Below are 20,337 nucleotides of genomic sequence, written 5' to 3'. Positions count from 1 at the left end.
AAGTTAACCCTAGAAGCAATCTCTTCTGGATGATGTACTAAGATTATGCTAATTGTTTCAGTTTTCCTGGTTGGAAGCCTGAAAAGACTTCAGTTGGTGTTTGGATAACAGGAGCAGCGCTGAAACCGAGCTCTTTAACTTGATCGATGTACTCTGGTTGCTCGTCGAGATTGATCTCACGATAAGCGACATTGTTGCTGTCCAAGAAACGCTTGGTCATCTTACATTGGACACAGTTGTTTTTAGAATAAACGGTTACCATTTTCGTAACTCCTCTTTCAAAATAGATTACTTTCTTAGTATATCAGAAAAAAAAACTTTGTCAAACTTTTTAAACTAAATCTTGTGCTAAAAAGTTACAGTTTCAAAAACAAAGCACAAGATATAGTGTTTTGTCAGAGTGTAAAATTGGTTTTTCATTGAACTATCAAAGTTTATCAAAACAAAAAAACTATATACTGTATATTGGTAAGATAAATAGAAGATTTTCAGCAAGTTATCAGAAAGGAAATAGAAGAAAGTCCATAAAATACTTGAAAAATTATCTAGAAGGTGATATAATACAGTCTTGTAAGGGTTATCACATATAATCCAAAAAAGAAATAACTAAAGGAGAGTCAAACTATGGCTTCTAAAGATTTCCACGTAGTGGCAGAAACAGGTATTCACGCACGTCCAGCAACATTGTTGGTTCAAACAGCTAGCAAATTTGCTTCAGATATCACTCTTGAATACAAAGGTAAATCAGTAAACCTTAAATCTATCATGGGTGTTATGAGTCTTGGTGTTGGCCAAGGTGCTGACGTTACAATTTCAGCTGAAGGTGCAGATGCTGACGACGCAATCGCTGCTATCACTGAAACTATGGAAAAAGAAGGATTGGCATAAGGAAAATGACAGAAATGCTTAAAGGAATCGCAGCATCTGACGGTGTTGCAGTTGCAAAAGCATATCTACTCGTTCAACCGGATTTGTCATTTGAGACTATTACAGTCGAAGATACAAACGCAGAAGAAGCTCGCCTTGATGCCGCTCTACAGGCATCACAAGACGAGCTTTCTGTTATTCGCGAGAAAGCAGTAGGTACGCTCGGTGAAGAAGCAGCTCAAGTTTTTGACGCTCACTTAATGGTTCTTGCTGACCCAGAAATGATCAGCCAAATCAAGGAAACAATCCGTGCGAAGAAAGTGAATGCAGAAGCAGGTCTGAAAGAAGTAACAGACATGTTTATCACTATCTTTGAAGGCATGGAAGACAACCCATACATGCAAGAACGCGCTGCGGATATCCGCGACGTGACAAAACGTGTATTGGCCAACCTCCTTGGTAAAAAATTGCCAAACCCAGCTTCTATCAATGAAGAAGTGATTGTGATTGCGCATGACTTGACTCCTTCAGATACAGCTCAATTGGACAAAAACTTTGTAAAAGCTTTTGTAACCAACATTGGTGGACGTACAAGCCACTCTGCTATCATGGCGCGTACACTTGAAATTGCAGCAGTATTGGGAACAAACAACATCACTGAAATCGTTAAAGACGGTGATATTCTTGCCGTTAACGGTATCACAGGTGAGGTTATTATCAATCCAACTGATGAGCAAGCGGCTGAATTCAAGGCTGCTGGTGAAGCTTATGCGAAACAAAAAGCTGAATGGGCTCTCTTGAAAGATGCTAAAACAGTAACTGCTGATGGCAAACACTTTGAATTGGCTGCCAACATCGGTACTCCAAAAGACGTTGAAGGTGTCAATGACAACGGTGCTGAAGCTGTTGGTCTTTACCGTACAGAGTTCTTGTACATGGATTCTCAAGACTTCCCAACAGAAGACGAGCAATACGAAGCTTACAAGGCTGTACTTGAAGGAATGAACGGTAAACCTGTTGTCGTTCGTACAATGGATATCGGTGGAGATAAGGAACTTCCTTACTTCGATATGCCTCACGAAATGAACCCATTCCTTGGATTCCGTGCCCTTCGTATCTCTATCTCTGAGACTGGAGATGCTATGTTCCGCACACAAATCCGTGCCCTTCTTCGTGCGTCTGTTCACGGTCAATTGCGTATCATGTTCCCAATGGTTGCGCTCTTGAAAGAATTCCGTGCAGCGAAAGCAGTCTTTGACGAAGAAAAAGCAAACCTTCTTGCTGAAGGTGTTGCAGTTGCGGATAATATCCAAGTTGGTATCATGATCGAAATCCCAGCAGCAGCCATGCTTGCAGATCAATTTGCTAAAGAAGTTGACTTCTTCTCAATTGGTACAAACGACTTGATCCAATACACAATGGCAGCAGACCGTATGAACGAACAAGTTTCATACCTTTACCAACCATACAACCCATCAATCCTACGCTTGATCAACAATGTGATCAAAGCAGCTCACGCTGAAGGGAAATGGGCTGGAATGTGTGGTGAGATGGCTGGTGATCAACAAGCTGTTCCACTTCTTGTCGGAATGGGCTTGGATGAGTTCTCTATGTCAGCAACATCTGTACTTCGTACGCGTAGCTTGATGAAGAAATTGGATACAGCTAAGATGGAAGAGTACGCAAACCGTGCCCTTACAGAATGCTCAACAATGGAAGAAGTCCTTGAACTTCAAAAAGAATACGTTAATTTTGATTAATCGAAAAGTCCTTGCAACTCAGTTGCAGGGGCTTTTTTAAAGAATTTTCAAGAAAATCTTTTTTATATAAAGTCCATTCTAGAGAAAGTAGCGGTGAAGAATAAAAAAATACTTAACTGGTTCATAAAATTCTTGACAAGTTGCAAATTTAGGAGTAAACTATTAACCAGTTAATTAATAGAGAGGAGTTTCTGCAATTTAGAAATGAATTGCAAATAGAAATATCAAAAAAGAAAGTGAGTTTCAATGAAAATTAATAAAAAATACCTTGCTGGTTCTGCGGCAGCTTTAATTTTAAGTGTCTGTTCTTACGAGTTGGGACTGTATCAAGCTAGAACAGTCAAAGAAAATAATCGTGTTTCCTATATAGATGGAAAACAGGCGGCACAAAAAACGGAGAATCTGACTCCTGATGAGGTTAGCAAGAAAGAAGGCATCAATGCGGAGCAAATCGTCATCAAGATAACAGACCAGGGCTATGTCACTTCGCATGGCGACCACTATCATTACTATAATGGCAAAGTCCCTTATGACGCTATCATCAGTGAAGAGTTGCTGATGAAGGATCCAAACTACCAGCTCAAGGACGAGGATATTATCAGTGAAATCAAGGGTGGTTATGTTATCAAGGTAGATGGAAAATACTATGTTTACCTTAAGGACGCATCCCATGCGGATAATGTCCGTACGAAAGAAGAAATCAATCGGCAAAAACAAGAGCATAGTCAGCATCGTGAAGGAGGAACTTCAGCAAACGATGGTGCGGTAGCCTTGGCACGTTCACAGGGACGCTATACCACGGATGATGGATATATCTTTAATGCATCCGATATCATTGAAGATACTGGTGATGCTTATATCGTTCCTCATGGCAACCATTACCATTACATTCCTAAGAGTGAGTTATCAGCCAGCGAATTGGCTGCCGCAGAAGCCTTCCTATCTGGTCGGGGCAATCTGTCAAGTTCAAGAACCTATCGCCGACAAAATAGCGATAACACTCCAAGAACAAACTGGGTACCTTCTGTAAGCAATCCAGGAACTACAAATACTAACACAAGTAACAACAGCAATACTAACAGTCAAGCAAGTCAAAGTGATGACATTGATAGTCTTTTGAAACAGCTCTACAAACTGCCTTTGAGCCAACGACATGTGGAATCTGATGGCCTTGTTTTCGACCCAGCGCAAATCACAAGTCGCACAGCTAGAGGTGTAGCTGTTCCTCATGGTAACCATTACCACTTTATCCCTTATGAACAAATGTCTGAATTGGAAGAACGAATCGCTCGAATCATCCCGCTTCGCTATCGTTCTAACCATTGGGTGCCAGATTCAAGACCGGAAGAACCAAGTCCACAACCGACTCCAGAACCTAGTCCGAGTCCGCAACCAGCTCCAAGTAATCCAATTGATGAAAAATTGGTCAATCAAGCGGTTCGAAAAGTAGGCGATGGTTATGTGTTTGAGGAGAATGGAGTTTCTCGTTATATACCAGCCAAGGAACTTTCAGCTGAAACTTCTACAGCCATTGATAGTAAACTAGCCAAGCAAGAAAGTTTGTCTCATAAACTCGGAGCTAAGAAAACCAACCTCCCATCTGGTGATCGAGGATTTTACAATAAGGCTTATGATTTACTAGCAAGAGTTCATCAAGACTTACTTGATAATAAAGGACGCCAAGCTGATTTTGAGGCTTTGGATAAACTCTTGGAACGTCTCAATGATGTCTCAAGTGATAAAGTTAAGTTAGTGGATGATATTCTCACCTTCCTAGCACCGATTCGTCATCCAGAACGTTTAGGAAAACCAAATGCGCAAATTGCTTATACTGATGATGAGATTCAAGTAGCCAAGTTGGCAGGTAAGTATACAACAGAAGACGGTTATATCTTTGATCCTCGTGATATCACAAGTGATGAGGGGGATGCCTATGTAACTCCACATATGACCCATAGTCATTGGATTAAGAAAGATAGTTTATCTGAAGCTGAAAGAGCGGCAGCCCAGGCTTATGCTAAAGAGAAAGGTTTAACGCCTCCTTCGACAGATCACCAAGGTTCAGGAAATAATGAAGCTAAGGGAGCAGAAGCTATCTACAACCGCGTGAAAGCAGCTAAGAAGGTGCCACTTGATCGTATGCCTTACAATCTCCAACATACTGTGGAAGTCAAAAACGGAAGCTTGATTATACCTCATTACGACCATTACCATAACATCAAATTTGAGTGGTTTGACGAAGGTCTTTATGAGGCTCCTAAGGGGTATACTTTAGAGGATCTCTTTGCGACTGTGAAGTACTATGTCGAACATCCAAACGAACGTCCGCATTCAGATAGTGGTTGGGGAAATGCAAGTGACCATGTTCAAAGAAACCAAAATGGTCAAGCTGGTAACAATCAATCGGAAAAACCATCAGTAGAGAAACCTCGTACAGAAAAAACTGAGGAAGAAAAACCACGCGAAGAGAAACCTCAGAGTGAGAAACCAGAGTCTCCAAAACCAACTGAGGAGCCAGAAGAAGAATCGCCAGAGGAATCAGAAGAACCTCAAGTTGAAACTGAAAAGGTTGAAGAAAAACTGAGAGAGGCTGAAGATTTACTTGGAAAAATCCAAGACCCCATTATCAAGTCTAATGCCAAAGAAACTCTCACAGGATTAAAGAATAATTTGCTATTTGGCTCCCAAGACAACAATACTATTATGGCAGAAGCTGAAAAATTATTAGCTTTGTTAAGGGAGAGTAAGTAGTCTTAGCAGTATTTTCTAACTCCTAAAAACAGGATAGGAGATCTAGAAAAGTTAAAATCGAAAAATGAGAGCAGAATGTCAGTTCTAGTTCTCATTTTTTTTCATAGAAATGTGCAAAATAACTTGACATATAATGTAAATAAAGATAAACTATTTACTAGTTAATTAAATGGTTAAATACTAGTTAAGGAGTAAAGATGAAAAAAAGAACGATCCTATTATTGATGGCCAGTTTGTTGGCTCTTGTCTTAGGAGCATGTAGTCAAAAAGAAAAACAAGAAGCAAAAGGGATGAAGATTGTCACAAGTTTTTACCCAGTCTATGCCATGGTCAAAGAGGTATCAGGTGACTTGAATGATGTTCGGATGATTCAGTCAAGTAGTGGAATTCACTCATATGAACCCTCAGCAAATGACATTGCTGCTATTTATGACGCGGATGTCTTTGTCTACCACTCGCATACACTGGAGTCTTGGGCGGGAAGTCTGGATCCAAATTTGAAAAAATCAAAAGTTAAAGTTTTAGAAGCCTCTGAAGGGATGACCTTGGAGCGTGTACCAGGCTTGGAAGATGTAGAAGCCGGTGACGGTATTGATGAAAAAACACTTTACGACCCGCATACTTGGTTAGATCCTGAAAAAGCAGGCGAAGAAGCGCAGATTATTGCGGATAAACTTTCGGAGCTTGATAGTGCCAATAAGGAAACTTATCAAAAGAATGCCAAAGACTTTATCGCTAAAGCTCAAGAATTAAGCAAGAAATACCAACCTATTTTTGAAAAAGCAAGTCAAAAGACTTTTGTTACGCAACACACAGCCTTTTCTTACCTGGCTAAACGATTTGGATTGAAACAACTTGGTATTGCAGGGATTTCCCCTGAACAAGAACCAAGTCCGAGACAGTTGACAGAAATCCAAGAATTTGTCAAAACCTATAAGGTTAAAACCATCTTTACTGAGAGCAATGCTTCTTCTAAAGTCGCTGAGACCTTGGTCAAATCAACAGGAGTTAGTCTGAAAACACTGAATCCTTTGGAAGCAGACCCCGAAAATGACAAAACTTACTTAGAAAATTTAGAAGAAAATATGAATGTTCTTGCAGAAGAATTAAAATGAGGAGATTATGAAAATTAATAAAAAGTATCTTGCGGCGGGATCGGCTTTAGTCCTTTCCATAAGTCTTTGCATCTATGCATTGAACCAACATCAGGTAGAAGAAAACAAAGATAATAATCGTGTATCTTATGTCGATGGGAAACAAGACTCTCAAAAAACAGAGACTCAGACACCAGATCAAGTTAGCAAAAAAGAAGATATTCAGGCAGAACAAATTGTCGTAAAAATTACCGATCAAGGTTATGTGACTTCACACGGTGATCATTTCCATTATTACAATGGAAAAGTTCCTTTTGATGCGATTTTCAGTGAAGAACTTTTGATGAAAGATGCGAACTATCAACTCAAAGACGCTGATATTGTCAATGAAATCAAAGGTGGCTACATTATCAAGGTGGATGGTAAGTATTATGTTTACCTTAAGGATGCGACACATGCTGATAACGTTCGTACGAAGGACGAAATTGAACGCCAAAAACAAGGTCATACTCACGATGCACCAACTTCTAACAGTGCAGTGACCCTTGCACGATCACAAGGACGCTATACTACCGATGATGGATACATCTTTAATCCATCTGATATTATAGAGGATACTGGTGATGCTTATATCGTTCCTCACGGTGGACATTACCACTACATTCCAAAGAGTTCCTTGTCAGCTAGCGAATTAGCAGCTGCTCAAGCCTACCTATCTGGAACTAGAAAACAACCGAGTGAGACTGACTATCGTCCAAGCCAAAATGGAACCAGTCAAACCACTAATCCTGGTCAACAAACTGAAAAACCAAACAATTCAGACGAGAGCTTACAGAGTCTATTGCAGCAACTCTATGCTCTTCCAAGTAATCAACGTTATGCTGAATCAGATGGCTTGATTTTTGACCCTGCTAAGATTTCAAGTAGAACACCAAGTGGCGTAGCGATTCCTCATGGAAATCACTATCATTTCATTCCGTATACAAAGCTTTCTGCTTTGGAAGAAAAGATTGCGCGTATGATTCCTCTTGCTAGCGACAGTGGGCAACCAGCACCTTTGGAAAAACCAAGCAAACCCGTAGAACATCCTGGGCAGCAAGACCATCATCATGACCAAGACGGTGACCATGGAAGTCAGGATACAAACCATGAAGATCATGACCATCATCATGACGAAGAACATGATCATGACTTTGCAGCTGAACGCGTTATCAGTGAGGATGAGCAAGGTTTTGTAGTTTCTCACGGAGATCACGCTCATTATTTCTTTAAGAAGGACTTGACTGCAGCTCAAATCAAAGCTGCCCAAAACCACTTGAAAGAAAATCATCAGTCTGAGCCTGTTCAACCACTTGCCAAGACTGTGGAAAGTTTCTCGAGAGATGCGAGCGATGAAGAAAAAATCAAGTATATCTCACAGACCTACGGGGTTCCGCTCGAAGCGATTCGCATTTCAAATGGATTCTTTGTCTTTGGAAATCCGGATCAAGCCTATGATCCAACCCATATCCATCCCTATGCCGTTCGTAAGGAGCGTGTTCGTATTCCACTGCAGACAGGTGATCCTGAACTTGATTTCTTGAATGAACTTTTTACAACTGCTTTACGTGACAATGTATCTCCTTATAGTTTGCAGGTTGAAAATGGTAGTTTTGTCATTCCTCATGGTGATCACAATCACTACATTAAGGTTCAGACAAAGGGCTATGAAGTAGCCTTAAAGAACAAAATTCCTACTTTACAATCAAGCTACCAGCCTGGTGCATTTGACGAGCAGAGTGTTCTTTCTAAAGTTGATCAACTGTTAGCAGATAGCAGAAATCTCTACAAAGACCAACCTATCATGCAGAGACGGGTTGAACTTGCTTTGGGGCAATTTACTGAAAACATGAAAAAACTGGCGACCAACTCAACCGCTGGTTACCTAGCGGCCTTGGATCTCTTTGATAAGCAATATATCCATGTGGATCAAAGTGTGGCACCGGTTGAAACTTCACCTTTAGATAAGAAGTACCAAGCCCTTGTAGATAAGATCAATACACTGGATACGGACACTTATGGCTTGTCTAAGAAAGATCTTTTGGTACATTTGCAGGAAGCAAAACTAGCACAAGATGAGACAGAGTTGGATGCGATTGAAGCGAAACTGCAAGCCTTGCAAGATTTCCGCGATCGTACAGGAGTTACAACAGTAGAGTACATCAAGTACTTCTACGAACATGTATCTGATGGCCGTCTTAGAGAAGAACTTCGGAACCGTGTTGCCAAATTGACATGGGAACTTTACCAGTCACAATCTTTCCTCAAAGCGACCGACTTGAACAAGTTATTCCCAACTATTTACCAAACTAAGCTAGAAGTTGAAGAAGCTCTCAGAGAAGAACCCGTTTTAACAAAAGCTGGCAAAACCATTCTGGATACAGAAAAAGTGGATAGCCAAACTGCTAAGATCGCCATCTATGAATTCCTAAAAGAACTCTATGGTGATTTTATGCCAGAAGAGTGGGTTAGCCATGTTAAGAAGGAAGAAGTGGAAACTCTCCTAACAAAAGCTGACCAACTCCTAGCGCGTGTCAAAGAAGACGGGGTCAAACAATCACTAGCTGAAGAAGCAGCTAATATCAAAGCAGCCGCAGAAAAGGGAAATGCAGACCTTGACGAAGCTAAAACACAGCTTGAGAATCTTTTGAATCGTATTGCAGCAACTATCCAACGAGAGGAAAAACAAGCAGAACAGGATCCACAAACCGTGATCATCTACCAAAAACTCTATAATGTCTTGCTTTCTCTTCACAAGTACTTAGAGGATAATAAAGGATCCGATGCTGACTTTGAACGTGTTGATGCCCTATTTGATCAACTTTCAGCCAAAAGCAGTGATAAAGAAGGTCTCCTCGCTCTAGCTAAAGAGATCATAAGCTTGAACCAAGAACTCCGTTCAAAAGTAAGTGAAACTGCTAGCCAATCTAAGTCTGAGAAAGACAGCGAAACAGCTACTTCTCAAGCGTCAGAAAAGCAAGCGCAAACTGCGACTGAGCCAAGTGTTCAACCAAAGGAATAAAAAGAAAGGCGAAGTAGCTGAGCTACCTCGTCTTTTTTAGTCTTTATAAGCTACAATGCCAATGATAGTATCCACTGCACGCTCCATGGTCTGAAGGCTGACGTATTCAAAACGTCCATGCATGTTTTCACCACCAGCAAAGATATTTGGAGTTGGGATACCCATAAAGGAAATCTTAGAACCATCTGTGCCACCGCGAATCGGTTCAATGATTGGTGTGATTCCCAGATCTTCCATAACGGCTTTGGCAATGGTAACGGGCGTCATGTCTTTCTCAATGACTTCTTTCATGTTGTAGTACTGGTCAGTCAAGTTTAAGGTCACTCGATTATTTCCAAGCTCTTGATTCATCTTGTCAGCAATGTCCTGCATGGCTTCCTTACGAGCTTCAAAGGCATCTTTTTCAAAGTCGCGAATGATATAGCTTGCACGCGCTTCCTCTACATTACCTGACACATCCATGAGATGATAGAAACCTTGGTAACCATCTGTAAGCTCTGGTCGGTCATTCTCAGGAAGTTGATTATGAAAATCAATCGCCAGCTGAAGGGCATTGACCATCTGTCCTTTGGCAGTACCAGGATGAACATTGCGCCCTTGGAAATGAAGTTCAGCAGCAGCTGCAGAGAAAGTCTCGTACTGAAGTTCCCCTAGTGGTCCTCCATCAACAGTGTAAGCAAAGTCCACATCAAAATCAGCTGCGTCAAATTTATTGGCACCGACACCGATTTCTTCGTCAGGTCCAAAACCAACTCGAATCTCACAGTGTTTGATTTCAGGATGAGCAGTCAAGTACTCGATAGCGGTCATAATCTCAGCGATACCTGATTTGTCATCAGCGCCCAGCAAGGTCGTGCCGTCAGTTGTGATAAGCGTTTGGCCATGATATTTTTCAAGACTCTTGAAGTCAGCAGGATCGAGTTTAAAACCAGAAGTACCTAAGTCGATGACTCCACCATTATAGTTTTCGATAACTTGAGGTTTCACACCTTCAGCATTAAAATCAGCAGTATCCATGTGGGAGATGAAGCCAATTTTGCGAGTGAGCTTTGGATCATTGGCAGGCAGTGTTCCGATAGCAAAACCATTTGGTAAGTAGTAGACATTTTGCAAACCAACACGTTTCATTTCAGGAATAAGAATGTTGGTCGCAAAATCTACCTGACTTTGCGTACTTGGAGTAGTAGTAGAGTGTTCGTCAGATCGCGTATTGACCTTAACATAGGTCAAAAAACGTTCTAAAAGGTTCGGGTAATTCATAAAAACTCCTTTATTTCTCATAAAATAAAGCATACTATTCAAGAAAAACCGATTATGAAATTTCATGACTTTTGAAAAAATATAATAATTCAAATTCAAAAGATTTTCATAGATATAATTGGATTTTTTAGAATAAAATATATACATTTGTATTTTATGAGATTTTTTTATTCTTTTTTCATTTTACCATAGAATAGTTTGAAAGACAAAGAAGAATCATACTTTTTTATTTATTAACATAATATAAAATTAATCATATTAGTTGAGACTGCGTGAAGTTTATTGTACAATAAACTTGCGAATGTCTAGATTGATATAACAACAGATTCAAAGTATCTTGTTTAAGGAGAATAAAATGAACATTCACTTCGAGTTTAAGAAAGTTCAAATTATTGTACGCCGTTTAGTTACACTGTTAGCTATTCTCTTTTTGTGTGCTCCTATAAGTCTGTTAAATGCAGATTCTACCATAGAACCCCAGACAAGTCTTCATAAAACAATTACTCCGATATCAGGACAGGATGACAAGTATGAGTTGTCATTGGATATCACGTCTGCACTTGGTGCTGAGATACAGTCAGATCCTTTAGATGTCGTATTTGTAGCGGACTTATCTGGAAGTATGGCTTTACGGGATGTCAACTCCTCTAATGGGGCTTTGATTAGTCGGCTTCAAGCTCTGAAAAATACACTCCAAGGCGAAAACGGTCGTCGTGGTTTGATAGATACAATCCTTTCAAACTCTAACAACCGTCTATCAATTGTTGGATTTGCTGGGAAAATAGACAACCAACGTTACAATGGTTATTATCAATGGCCAGCTTGGGCGGGGTACTTTTCTGGTATTTCCTCTCATGATGATGCTAAGACAGTATTAAACTGGAGCAATGATGTTCAAGGAGCTAAAAGAATGGTTTCTAGAATGTCTGTTGATAATAGTGGTGATTCGATTGGTTACGAAGGAGGAATAGGTACAGGTACAAATATTGGAGCAGGACTTCAGTCAGCAACAGAATTACTTCAGTCAGCCAGATCAAGTGCAAAAAAGGTTGTTATTCTTTTGTCAGATGGTTTTGCGAACATGTACTACGATACTAGAGGCTATACAATCTACAATTGGAGCAATAATGATGGTGTCACAGAAATAGCTCCATCGTGGTATCAAACCAATCTAAACACGTTTACTGAAACAGTTTCTGGTTATCTTGCTCCCAAGATTGATGGATTTTATTCTATCAAATTCCGTTATTCTAATAGTACAGATAGTATTTCTAAACTAAAAGAGTACATTGGTAGTTATAATTCTTCCATTCCTAATGAAATCCTATCCGCAAATAATGAAGACCAGTTACGAGACAGTTTTAAAGATATCACAGATAAGATTCTGCCTCTGGGGGTCCACCATGTGACTATCAAGGATGTTTTGTCCAAATATGTTCAACTTCTTCCCAATAACAGTTCAAATATTCGAGTTGTAAAAATCGAAAACGATAAACAGGAAACCTTGGGATCAGATAAGGTTACGCTGGAAACAAGGAAGAATGAAAATGGTCTAGTCGAAGTAACAGCAAATTTTAATCCTAACTACATTCTTGATGATAGTGTGAAGTACGCCCTCAAATTTACTGTTACATCCAGTCAGGAAGCCTTTGATACCATCGCTGGTGATAAAAAATTAGAGGCTGGTGATGCTGAGGGATCTGATGTCAATAAACTCTACTCCAATAAAGGTGCCAGTGTCACTTATTCTTATGGAATAGGGGCCTCTCTAACCAAGACCAAAGCTTACTCTGACAAACCAACCTTCAAGCCTTCGGATCCATTAACGGTTCCAGTGGAAGTCGAATGGCAGGGTGTGACAGGTGTGAGAACCGTTATAACAGCTAAGCAACCAAGTAATGTTGAACTCAAATTGGTTCAAAAGAACAAGAATGGGGGTTCAGACAATCAGGACTATCGAAAGACTAATGTAAATGTTAGAACAAATATCTTTAATGAAACGAGGAACTTTGAAAAAGTTGCTAAAGGATATCAATACGATTTAATAGCACCTGATGTTCCCGCATTTACTAAAGAAATTAAAAATGTTGGTACAGAATCTAGACCATCCTTTAAGGTCATCTATAAGCAATTACCAAGTCTGACCATCAAGAAAGTGTTGAAATCTGAAAATAACTTGAACAAAGAGTTTAGGATTAAGGTAAAACTAACCTCACCTGATTCTAAACCATTGAATGGAACTTTCGGCGAGATAAATGTTGTGAATGGAGAAGCGGAGATTCGTGTCAGTAAACGGAAACGTTGGAAAGGTGTTCTAAGTTATCTTCCTCGAGGAACACATTACAAGGTTGAAGAAGAAGCGGCATCAACGAATGGTTACAACGTTACATATGAGAATCAAGAAGGAGATTTGAATATAGATGAAACCAGCACTGTAACGAATCACAAACTTCCGAGTTTATCAGTCACTAAGAAAGTAACGGGAGCCTTTGCCAATCTATTAAAATCCTTTCAAATCACCATTAACTTAAAGGATGCTCAAAATAGACCATTGAATGGGTCCTATAGCGCAACAGTAGATAATCAAAGAACAACTCTACAATTTACTAATGGTAAATCGTCTGTTGATCTCAAGAAAGACCACACAATCAAAATTGATGGACTTCCACTCGGTAGCCATTTCAGCATTGAAGAAGAAGCTAGCTCTTCTCGAGGTTATCAGGTTTCCTATGAAAATAAAGAAGGAACCCTTGATTCAGATAAGGCTGCAACAGTCACTAACAATAAAAATAGTGTACCTGAGACTGGGATTGACCTTTTGACTAGTAGGCTGGTGCTAGGAGTGGTACTTCCTTTGGGACTGATCTTCTTTACAATTTTACTTGGACACCTTGTGGTGAATAGGAGAAAATAATGCTACTAAAAAAGAAACATAAGAAAACAGTAACACAAGTCAATCGGGATAAGTCTCCGCCGAGTGTATGGGGAGATATTCTCTATTTAGTCAGCAAACTCCTGATGATTGGGTTTGTACTAGCCACACTTTACTTTCTCGTCTTTGGACTATTGAGATACAATGACGATGGCATGAAACCAGCCTTAAAAGATGGTGACTTGGTTGTCTACTATAGGCTGGATAAACGTTATTCGATTGGTGATTTGCTCGTCTATAGTTATAAGGGCAAGGAAAGAGTGGCGCGTGTCATTGCGACCGAAGAAAGTACGATCGATATAAATGAAAATGGTCTCATCATCAACGGTTCTCCTCAACAAGAGCAGGATATTTACAAAGAAACGCTGCTCTACAAGGAAGGGGCAACCTTCCCCATGAAAGTCCCAGCAGGACAACTCTTTGTCCTCGGAGACAAACGAACAACGGCTGTAGATAGTCGTGCTTTTGGAACCATTCCTATACAGGATACCCATGGCAAGGTGGTAACAGTCCTAAGGCGACGGGGCTTTTGATGACAATAAATGAAAAAAGAAAATAAAAGAACAAAAGGAATAATCATGAAAAAACAGTCTTAAAAAAAGTTTTTACTGCAAGTATTGCAGCGATGACAGCAGTATCAGTTTATAGTGGTCTGCCAACTTTTGCAGACGATACTACAGCAACTGCAATGGCGAATGGTGAGGTAAATGCTAAAGTAGCAATTAATAAAACTTTAAATATCGCACAAGGTATTACAACACCTAACGTGACATTTAGATTTACTTTTACTCCTAAAACAGGGACCTCATCAAATAATGCTCCTTATGAAATAGCATCAACTTCAGAAGCTAACAAAGGATATATTTCTGAAAGAACTGTAACATACTCAAAAGATGATCATGAAACTACAGAACAAATTAAAAAAGATACTGGAGATATTTTTAATGGTGTTTCATATGATCATGCTGGAGAGTATGTGTATTTGGTAAAAGAAACTCCGAATACATACACTCCTATCAAAGATAAAAACAACCAAGATATTGATGCAGTTCGATATGATACTAAATCATATGATATGCACGTAATTGTTAAAAACAAACAAACTTCTGGCACTTATATTTCTTCAGTATATTTCAAAGAAACTGATAAAGTTGGAGCTGGAAAAGTTGAACCTTCAACAAATACAGGAACATATAAGTACGATTTGTTTGATAATACTTATACAAAAGATGGTGGTAAAATAGATCCCAAAGATCCTAAAGATCCAAATGATCCCACAAAAGATAAGACTGATAGGAATAAAAAATCTGTAACAATCTTGAAAAAAGTAGATGGGGCTACAGCAGATAAAACAAAAGACTTCAGATTTAAATTAACTGTAACTTTACCAAAAACAAATGCTAGCGCAGCAACGCCTGTAACACAACTTACTGTTCACTATGGTGAACATAATGAAACTGTTAATGTAAATGGAGATAAAGTTACATTCGCTAAAGATTTCACATTGAAACATGGGCAAGATTTTACAATAGATAATTTACCAGCAGGTTCTCATTATACCTTAGTAGAAACAGGCACTCCTGGTTATACTGCTTCAGCATCTTACACAGAAAATGGGGTTGTAAAATCAGGTGTTGCAGGAGTTCAAGCTACAGAGTATAAAGTTGAAAATGTTCTTGTCGGTGAAAAATTGAATGACAACACTATTACCAATAAATTCCAAGACGTTACCCCTACAGGTCTCTTGATTGACAACCTTCCTTTCATCTTGATGATTGGTCTTGGCTTGGCTGGATTTGTTGTTTTGTCTAAAAAACGCAGACAAGCTTAAGCAACTGGTTTTACCTATGAAAATCAAGCGTGAGAAACCAAAAAGGAGACTGTCTAGGCGTCTGGTACTTGCTGTAGATGCGTTGATAAATCATATCTTGCTTCTCTTGGCAGCCTTAGTCTTTCTCTTTGGTTTCTACGCTCTTTGGGATTCCAATCAGGTCTATTCTCAGGCTTCGTCTAGTGAGTATGAAGCCTATAGGCCAGTGAGTACCAGTGAGAAAGATGAGCTTGCTAGTTTTTCTGGCTTTCACAAGCTTCAGCAAGTCAACCCAGAAGTACTCGGTTGGATCAATGTCTATGGCACCAATATTGACTATCCCTTAGTCCAAGCCAAGGACAATGAAAAATACCTGAACAAAGATTCCAAGGGAGAATTTGCAGCTACAGGAGCTATCTTTCTAGAGGCTCGAAATGAATCCAAGTTCGAAGACTTTAATACCATCATCTACGGACACCATGTAGAAAATGGGGTTATGTTTGGAGATGTAGCAAAGTTTTCTGATAAGGAATTTTTCGACCAGCATCGCTACGGCAGTATTTACTATAATGGCGTTGAAAAAGGTCTTGAAATCTTTGAGATGCTCGAGGTGGACGCCTATGACTTTAACATCTACGATCCAGGTATTAATGGAGATGAGCGGCGCCAAGAATATATCGATCACTTACTCTCGGTTGCCATCCACAAACGAGACATTACACTGGGGCCAAATGACCATATCATCCTCCTCAGTACCTGTTTCCTAGACGTTACAAATGGGAGACATATCGTAGTTGCCAAGATTTCGGATACGGTTCCAAAGAACACCTTCCATACGAAAAAATCAAAACCATTCCCTTACAGTGTCTTTGATGATTCGTCGCTCGGACGATTTCTCTCATCAATTCCTTTGTGGATATGGTACATCATCTTATTTATCTTGCTCTTGCTATTGATCTTCTTGCTCATCATCCTCTACTTGATCTTGCGACGAAGAAGAGAAGCAAAAGAAGAGGCAGATAGTATTACTGACTAAACTACTGATAAAAGAGAAAGGGACAGTCTCTCTTGCTCTTTTATTTTCAAGGCTAGAAAGGAGAAAGAAGTGAATATTAAAATGTCTACGAGTCGCAAAGTCATAAAGGTCATTCTATCTATCTTTTTAGCTATATTCTGTCTTTTTACCGGTGATAGGGTCCTTGCGAGCGACTACGATCACTATAATCCCATTGAAAAAGATGCGAGCAGTACTGGTTTTGAAACCCTGCAGCACTTGAATAAGGATGTTTGTGGTTGGATTAGCCTTGATGGAACCAAGGTAGACTATCCCCTCTTGCAGAGTCAGGACAATGTTAAATACCTTGACCGAAATGCCTTTGGTGATTATACTGTGTCGGGTTCTATTTTTCTAGACTATCGTTTTAATCCAAATTTTACCGACTTTAATACTATCATATACGGTCACTCCATGGCCTCTGGTGCTATGTTTGGTGAGATACAAAAGTTTGCTAACCAAGAGTTTTTTGAAAATCACCGTTATGGCTCTATCTATTATAATGGTCGTGAACGAGGGCTTGAGATTTTTGGGATTTTAGAAGTAGACGCTTATGACACGGAGATTTATCGAACCCTGAGTTCCAACGATGAGGAACACCAGGCTTACTATCAATATCTGCTAAGTAAAGCCAAATACAAGCGAGATGTTTCCTTGACATCAACGGATAAGATTGTTTTGTTAAGTACCTGTTTTCTTAACATAACTAACGGACGACATATCCTCTTAGCTAAAATAACGGATGCGCCGGTAAAAGTAGCACAGGATAAGAGTGGGGAAGCAGTAGGAACACGGTATTTCGATCACGGAATTCCCAGCCATTGGATTTACATCCTAGCCTTTCTACTCCTGCTTATCGTCCTCTTACTTCTTATCCTCATCATCCTAATCATGAGACGAGATAAAAAGACTAAAGACAAAAAGAAATAGTAGACGTCGGAAGCGTTTACTATTTTTTTCTTTCATGATAGAATAGATAGTGAAAATAATAACATAAGGATGATAACATGAAAAAAGCCATATTAATGATGACCTTTGGATCTCCAGAGGAGATTAGTTTTGAAGGAGTAGCAGAATTCTTTACAAACATTCGTCGTGGAGTTAGACCCAAAGATCACGAGATTCAGACTCTCTATGACAACTACGTCCTTATAGGTGGGACGCCCTTACAGCGGATTACACGTGAGGAGGTCAGTCTAGTCAAGGAGCGGTTAGGAGAAGAGTATGGCATCTACTTTGCCAACAAATTTTCTCGCCCCTTTATTCCTGATGTGATCAAGCAGATGGAGGCTGATGGCGTTGAAGAGTGTATTTGTTTGATTTTAGAACCTCATTATTCCTTTTACTCAGTCATGGGGTATGAGAAGTTTCTGGAAAGCCAGCAAATCCGATTTTTAGTCATTAAGGATTGGTATCAGCAACAGTCTTTGCTGGACTTTTGGACAGATGAGATTAGCAAAATTTTACGGAACGATGTGAGAGAAGAGTCCTTTAAGGTGATTTTCTCAGCCCATAGTGTTCCAATTTTTGCCTTGGACTTTGGAGATCCTTATATCGATCAGATTTTCGATAATAGCAGGCTCATTGCTGAACAACTCGGCCTAATGACAGACCAGTATACCAATACTTGGCAGAGCGAAAGTGATATTGGAATCCCTTGGATTAAGCCAGATGTCTTAGAATATTTACGAGAACAAAAGCAACATCCAGAACATTATATTTTTGTTCCGATTAGCTTTATCAGTGAGCACATCGAAGTCTTGTTCGATAATGATGTGGAATGTTATGATTTGTGTCAAGAATTAGGTGTCACTTACCATCGTCCACCGATGCCCAATACGGATAGCCGTTTAATTGTTGCTTTAGTTGCTACTGTAAGAGCCAACGAACACAAAGAATTTAAAGCTTTTCTCCCAGAAGAAGAAACCTTTGATGAGTTAGCGCCTTCGGCAACTACCAAGGACATCATGAAAGAGACAGACGACCTTCAGATACCAGAATTTGTCAAAAAACTCATTGAGAAAAAAGGTCGTGAAAATGTGAAGATGCCGTACTTAATTAAGAAAATGCTAGAAAAGGCTGGGAAGTTACCAAAAGAGTAAAGAAAAAAGGATTTAGCTTTAAGCTAGATCCTTTATCTGTTTTATTTTTTCTCAAGAAGAGCTTTGATTTCTTGAAGAACTTCAAGTTCAGTTGGAGCAGCAGGTGCTTCCTCAACCACTTCCTCTTTCTTACGAAGGTTTTGAGCTTTTTCAATACCTTTGATAACGAAGAAGAGAACTGTACCCACAACAAGGAAGTTGATAACAGCGCTCAAGAAGCTACCGTAACCAACACCATTCCATGAAAGTTCAGCAATACGTTCAACGTTCGCAGCTTTCAAAGCTGGGTTCAAGATAAGTGGAGTGATGATATCGTTAACGAGTGAAGTCACGATAGCACCAAAAGCAGAGGCGATGATTACACCGACAGCAAGGTCAACGACATTACCGCGAAGCAAGAATTCTTTTAGATCCTTTAACATTTTCATAAATTCCTTTCCTAATTTTCTAACTTATTATATCCTAAATTGTGACAAGAGGCAACCTGGATGCTTAAGGAGATCAGTTGCTCCTTTTAAAAATATAGATTTTACTGAAAATATAATTAAGCACAATAATCAAAATTTGTGCTAGGATAGTTTCAACCGTATTAACCCTGTCTATATTATATTCGACAAACTGACCAATAAGATCAGGAAAGGTTGTAACGAAGATATAAGTTAAAAGAACATCAAGTCCAAGTGTTGAGAGACGAGCTAAGAAAAACTTAGCCAGGCGAGTTGGCCAATTTCTTCTCTCTTGTTTAAAGACGATTGTATCATTTGTAAAAAAGGCAAAGAGAATCCCGATAAGATTTGCGAGTACGGTTGCCAGGATTTCCTGGTGGCTGATGTGGTAAATAACCAAACGCGATAAGATAGAAACCAGAGTAGTAGCAGCACCGAAAAATAGGTAGGAGAGGATTTCGTTATCGAAGAATGCCTTTATTATTCTTTTCATGTTTTTAGTATAGCATAATGTCATATATTGTGCTATACTAGTAAGGTTGATATTCTCAACCCTTGGTGCTTAACTTCTTTCACCAAGCATATTTTACGCGGGAAACCGCCAAAGGAGAAAACATGAAAAAATTAACTGTTCGTGACATGGCAGATATTGCTATCGTTGCTGCTATCTATGTGGTTTTGACCATCACCCCACCCCTTAATGCCATTAGCTACGGTGCCTACCAGTTCCGTATTTCTGAGATGATGAATTTCTTGGCCTTTTACAATCCCAAATATATCATCGGTGTGACGATTGGTTGTATGATTGCTAATTTCTTTAGTTTTGGTCTAATTGATGTCTTTGTCGGCGGGGGATCTACTCTAGTTTTCCTTAGTCTAGGTGTTTGGCTCTTTAGCAAGTATAAGGAAGACTATCTGTTTAATGGTTTGATTCGAAAAGATCATTTCTTCTTTTCAATCCTATTCTCTATTTCAATGATTACCATTGCAGCTGAACTTCATATCGTTGCTGAAGCTCCATTCTTCTTTACTTGGTTTTCTACAGGGATTGGAGAGTTTGCATCCCTTATCGTTGGTGCAATCCTAATCGGGAAATTAGGACGCCGAATCGATCTAACAAGATAAGAAGTTTATAAGCTAGATTCTTGCTAGATCTAGCTTTTTTCATTTCAGAAAATTAAAAGAGAGCGCTTGACAAGA

General features: G+C 39.5%; 16 protein-coding genes and 1 riboswitch. Of the genes, 12 read left to right on the top strand and 4 right to left on the bottom strand.

Annotated elements, in window-relative coordinates; genetic code table 11:
• Positions 1-43: 43 nt before the first annotated feature.
• Positions 44-262 carry a glutaredoxin-like protein NrdH gene (gene nrdH / locus ADI74_RS05535; protein ID WP_000259240.1) on the bottom strand — a complete coding sequence of 73 codons (219 nt, stop codon included), beginning with the start codon at positions 260-262 and terminating at the stop codon, positions 44-46.
• A 362-nt stretch (positions 263-624) separates the two neighbouring features.
• Between nrdH and ADI74_RS05530 the strand changes: the two genes are divergently transcribed.
• The 5 genes from ADI74_RS05530 (at position 625) to ADI74_RS05510 (ending at position 9,533) form a co-directional block, all read left to right on the top strand.
• A complete protein-coding gene (locus ADI74_RS05530) occupies positions 625-888 on the top strand; it encodes a phosphocarrier protein HPr (RefSeq protein WP_000146948.1) in 264 nt (87 codons plus the stop codon).
• A 5-nt stretch (positions 889-893) separates the two neighbouring features.
• Entirely contained in the window at positions 894-2,627 is a 1,734-nt protein-coding gene (gene ptsP, locus ADI74_RS05525; protein ID WP_000138129.1) for a phosphoenolpyruvate--protein phosphotransferase, read from the top strand.
• A gap of 246 nt (positions 2,628-2,873) precedes the next feature.
• Positions 2,874-5,378: a pneumococcal-type histidine triad protein gene (locus ADI74_RS05520; protein WP_049537603.1), complete on the top strand. Its 2,505-nt coding sequence runs from the start codon at positions 2,874-2,876 to the stop codon at positions 5,376-5,378.
• A gap of 197 nt (positions 5,379-5,575) precedes the next feature.
• Complete coding sequence (locus ADI74_RS05515) at positions 5,576-6,493, top strand: metal ABC transporter solute-binding protein, Zn/Mn family (RefSeq protein ID WP_049537601.1); 918 nt, start codon at positions 5,576-5,578, stop codon at positions 6,491-6,493.
• 7 nt (positions 6,494-6,500) lie between these two features.
• Positions 6,501-9,533, top strand: coding sequence for a pneumococcal-type histidine triad protein (locus tag ADI74_RS05510; protein ID WP_049537600.1), 3,033 nt, complete (start codon positions 6,501-6,503; stop codon positions 9,531-9,533).
• A gap of 36 nt (positions 9,534-9,569) precedes the next feature.
• On the opposite strand, the gene pepT is transcribed toward ADI74_RS05510, so the two are convergent.
• Positions 9,570-10,793, bottom strand: a complete 1,224-nt coding sequence (gene pepT / locus ADI74_RS05505; protein WP_049537598.1) for a peptidase T — start codon at positions 10,791-10,793, stop codon at positions 9,570-9,572.
• A gap of 355 nt (positions 10,794-11,148) precedes the next feature.
• Between pepT and pitA the strand changes: the two genes are divergently transcribed.
• The 6 genes from pitA (at position 11,149) to hemH (ending at position 18,691) form a co-directional block, all read left to right on the top strand.
• Positions 11,149-13,707 carry a PI-2 pilus tip adhesin PitA gene (gene pitA, locus ADI74_RS05500; RefSeq protein WP_049537596.1) on the top strand — a complete coding sequence of 853 codons (2,559 nt, stop codon included), beginning with the start codon at positions 11,149-11,151 and terminating at the stop codon, positions 13,705-13,707.
• Positions 13,707-14,258, top strand: a complete 552-nt coding sequence (gene sipA / locus ADI74_RS05495; RefSeq protein WP_049537594.1) for a PI-2 pilus system signal peptidase SipA — start codon at positions 13,707-13,709, stop codon at positions 14,256-14,258. Before pitA ends, sipA begins: the two co-directional genes overlap by 1 nt.
• Positions 14,259-14,350: 92 nt before the next feature.
• A complete protein-coding gene (locus tag ADI74_RS05490) occupies positions 14,351-15,556 on the top strand; it encodes a DUF7601 domain-containing protein (RefSeq protein ID WP_152906310.1) in 1,206 nt (401 codons plus the stop codon).
• Positions 15,557-15,572: 16 nt separating this feature from the next.
• Positions 15,573-16,571 (top strand): class B sortase, encoded by a 999-nt coding sequence (gene srtB / locus ADI74_RS05485; RefSeq protein ID WP_049537592.1) that lies wholly within the window; start codon positions 15,573-15,575, stop codon positions 16,569-16,571.
• 81 nt (positions 16,572-16,652) lie between these two features.
• Positions 16,653-17,519, top strand: a complete 867-nt coding sequence (srtB, locus tag ADI74_RS05480) for a class B sortase (protein ID WP_414717541.1) — start codon at positions 16,653-16,655, stop codon at positions 17,517-17,519.
• Positions 17,520-17,596: 77 nt separating this feature from the next.
• Entirely contained in the window at positions 17,597-18,691 is a 1,095-nt protein-coding gene (gene hemH, locus ADI74_RS05475; protein WP_049537591.1) for a ferrochelatase, read from the top strand.
• Between the two features lie 41 nt (positions 18,692-18,732).
• On the opposite strand, the gene mscL is transcribed toward hemH, so the two are convergent.
• Complete coding sequence (gene mscL / locus ADI74_RS05470) at positions 18,733-19,113, bottom strand: large conductance mechanosensitive channel protein MscL (protein WP_000910210.1); 381 nt, start codon at positions 19,111-19,113, stop codon at positions 18,733-18,735.
• A gap of 79 nt (positions 19,114-19,192) precedes the next feature.
• Positions 19,193-19,630 (bottom strand): GtrA family protein, encoded by a 438-nt coding sequence (locus tag ADI74_RS05465; protein ID WP_049537654.1) that lies wholly within the window; start codon positions 19,628-19,630, stop codon positions 19,193-19,195.
• A gap of 28 nt (positions 19,631-19,658) precedes the next feature.
• Positions 19,659-19,755: riboswitch (PreQ1 riboswitch) on the top strand.
• Here ADI74_RS05465 and ADI74_RS05460 point away from each other — a divergent pair.
• A complete protein-coding gene (locus tag ADI74_RS05460; protein ID WP_049537589.1) occupies positions 19,753-20,262 on the top strand; it encodes a QueT transporter family protein in 510 nt (169 codons plus the stop codon). Its footprint overlaps the riboswitch before it by 3 nt.
• Positions 20,263-20,337 lie beyond the last annotated feature (75 nt).

Origin of the sequence: Streptococcus pseudopneumoniae, from assembly GCF_001074565.1 — a bacterium.
GTDB lineage: Bacteria > Bacillota > Bacilli > Lactobacillales > Streptococcaceae > Streptococcus > Streptococcus pseudopneumoniae_J.
Note: the sequence above shows the minus strand (reverse complement) of the source record. Positions and strands in the feature narration are given on the sequence as shown.

Excerpts from the sequence above, each read along its gene's own strand:
- srtB (WP_049537592.1), top strand. The coding sequence starts at position 15,573 with ATGAAAATCAAGCGTGAGAAACCAAAAAGGAGACTGTCTAGGCGTCTG.
- ADI74_RS05530 (WP_000146948.1), top strand. The coding sequence starts at position 625 with ATGGCTTCTAAAGATTTCCACGTAGTGGCAGAAACAGGTATTCACGCA.
- ADI74_RS05460 (WP_049537589.1), top strand. The coding sequence starts at position 19,753 with ATGAAAAAATTAACTGTTCGTGACATGGCAGATATTGCTATCGTTGCT.
- ptsP (WP_000138129.1), top strand. The coding sequence starts at position 894 with ATGACAGAAATGCTTAAAGGAATCGCAGCATCTGACGGTGTTGCAGTT.
- ADI74_RS05515 (WP_049537601.1), top strand. The coding sequence starts at position 5,576 with ATGAAAAAAAGAACGATCCTATTATTGATGGCCAGTTTGTTGGCTCTT.
- srtB (WP_414717541.1), top strand. The coding sequence starts at position 16,653 with ATGTCTACGAGTCGCAAAGTCATAAAGGTCATTCTATCTATCTTTTTA.
- pitA (WP_049537596.1), top strand. The coding sequence starts at position 11,149 with ATGAACATTCACTTCGAGTTTAAGAAAGTTCAAATTATTGTACGCCGT.
- mscL (WP_000910210.1), bottom strand. The coding sequence starts at position 19,113 with ATGTTAAAGGATCTAAAAGAATTCTTGCTTCGCGGTAATGTCGTTGAC.
- ADI74_RS05465 (WP_049537654.1), bottom strand. The coding sequence starts at position 19,630 with ATGAAAAGAATAATAAAGGCATTCTTCGATAACGAAATCCTCTCCTAC.
- hemH (WP_049537591.1), top strand. The coding sequence starts at position 17,597 with ATGAAAAAAGCCATATTAATGATGACCTTTGGATCTCCAGAGGAGATT.
- ADI74_RS05520 (WP_049537603.1), top strand. The coding sequence starts at position 2,874 with ATGAAAATTAATAAAAAATACCTTGCTGGTTCTGCGGCAGCTTTAATT.
- nrdH (WP_000259240.1), bottom strand. The coding sequence starts at position 262 with ATGGTAACCGTTTATTCTAAAAACAACTGTGTCCAATGTAAGATGACC.
- ADI74_RS05510 (WP_049537600.1), top strand. The coding sequence starts at position 6,501 with ATGAAAATTAATAAAAAGTATCTTGCGGCGGGATCGGCTTTAGTCCTT.
- pepT (WP_049537598.1), bottom strand. The coding sequence starts at position 10,793 with ATGAATTACCCGAACCTTTTAGAACGTTTTTTGACCTATGTTAAGGTC.
- sipA (WP_049537594.1), top strand. The coding sequence starts at position 13,707 with ATGCTACTAAAAAAGAAACATAAGAAAACAGTAACACAAGTCAATCGG.
- ADI74_RS05490 (WP_152906310.1), top strand. The coding sequence starts at position 14,351 with ATGACAGCAGTATCAGTTTATAGTGGTCTGCCAACTTTTGCAGACGAT.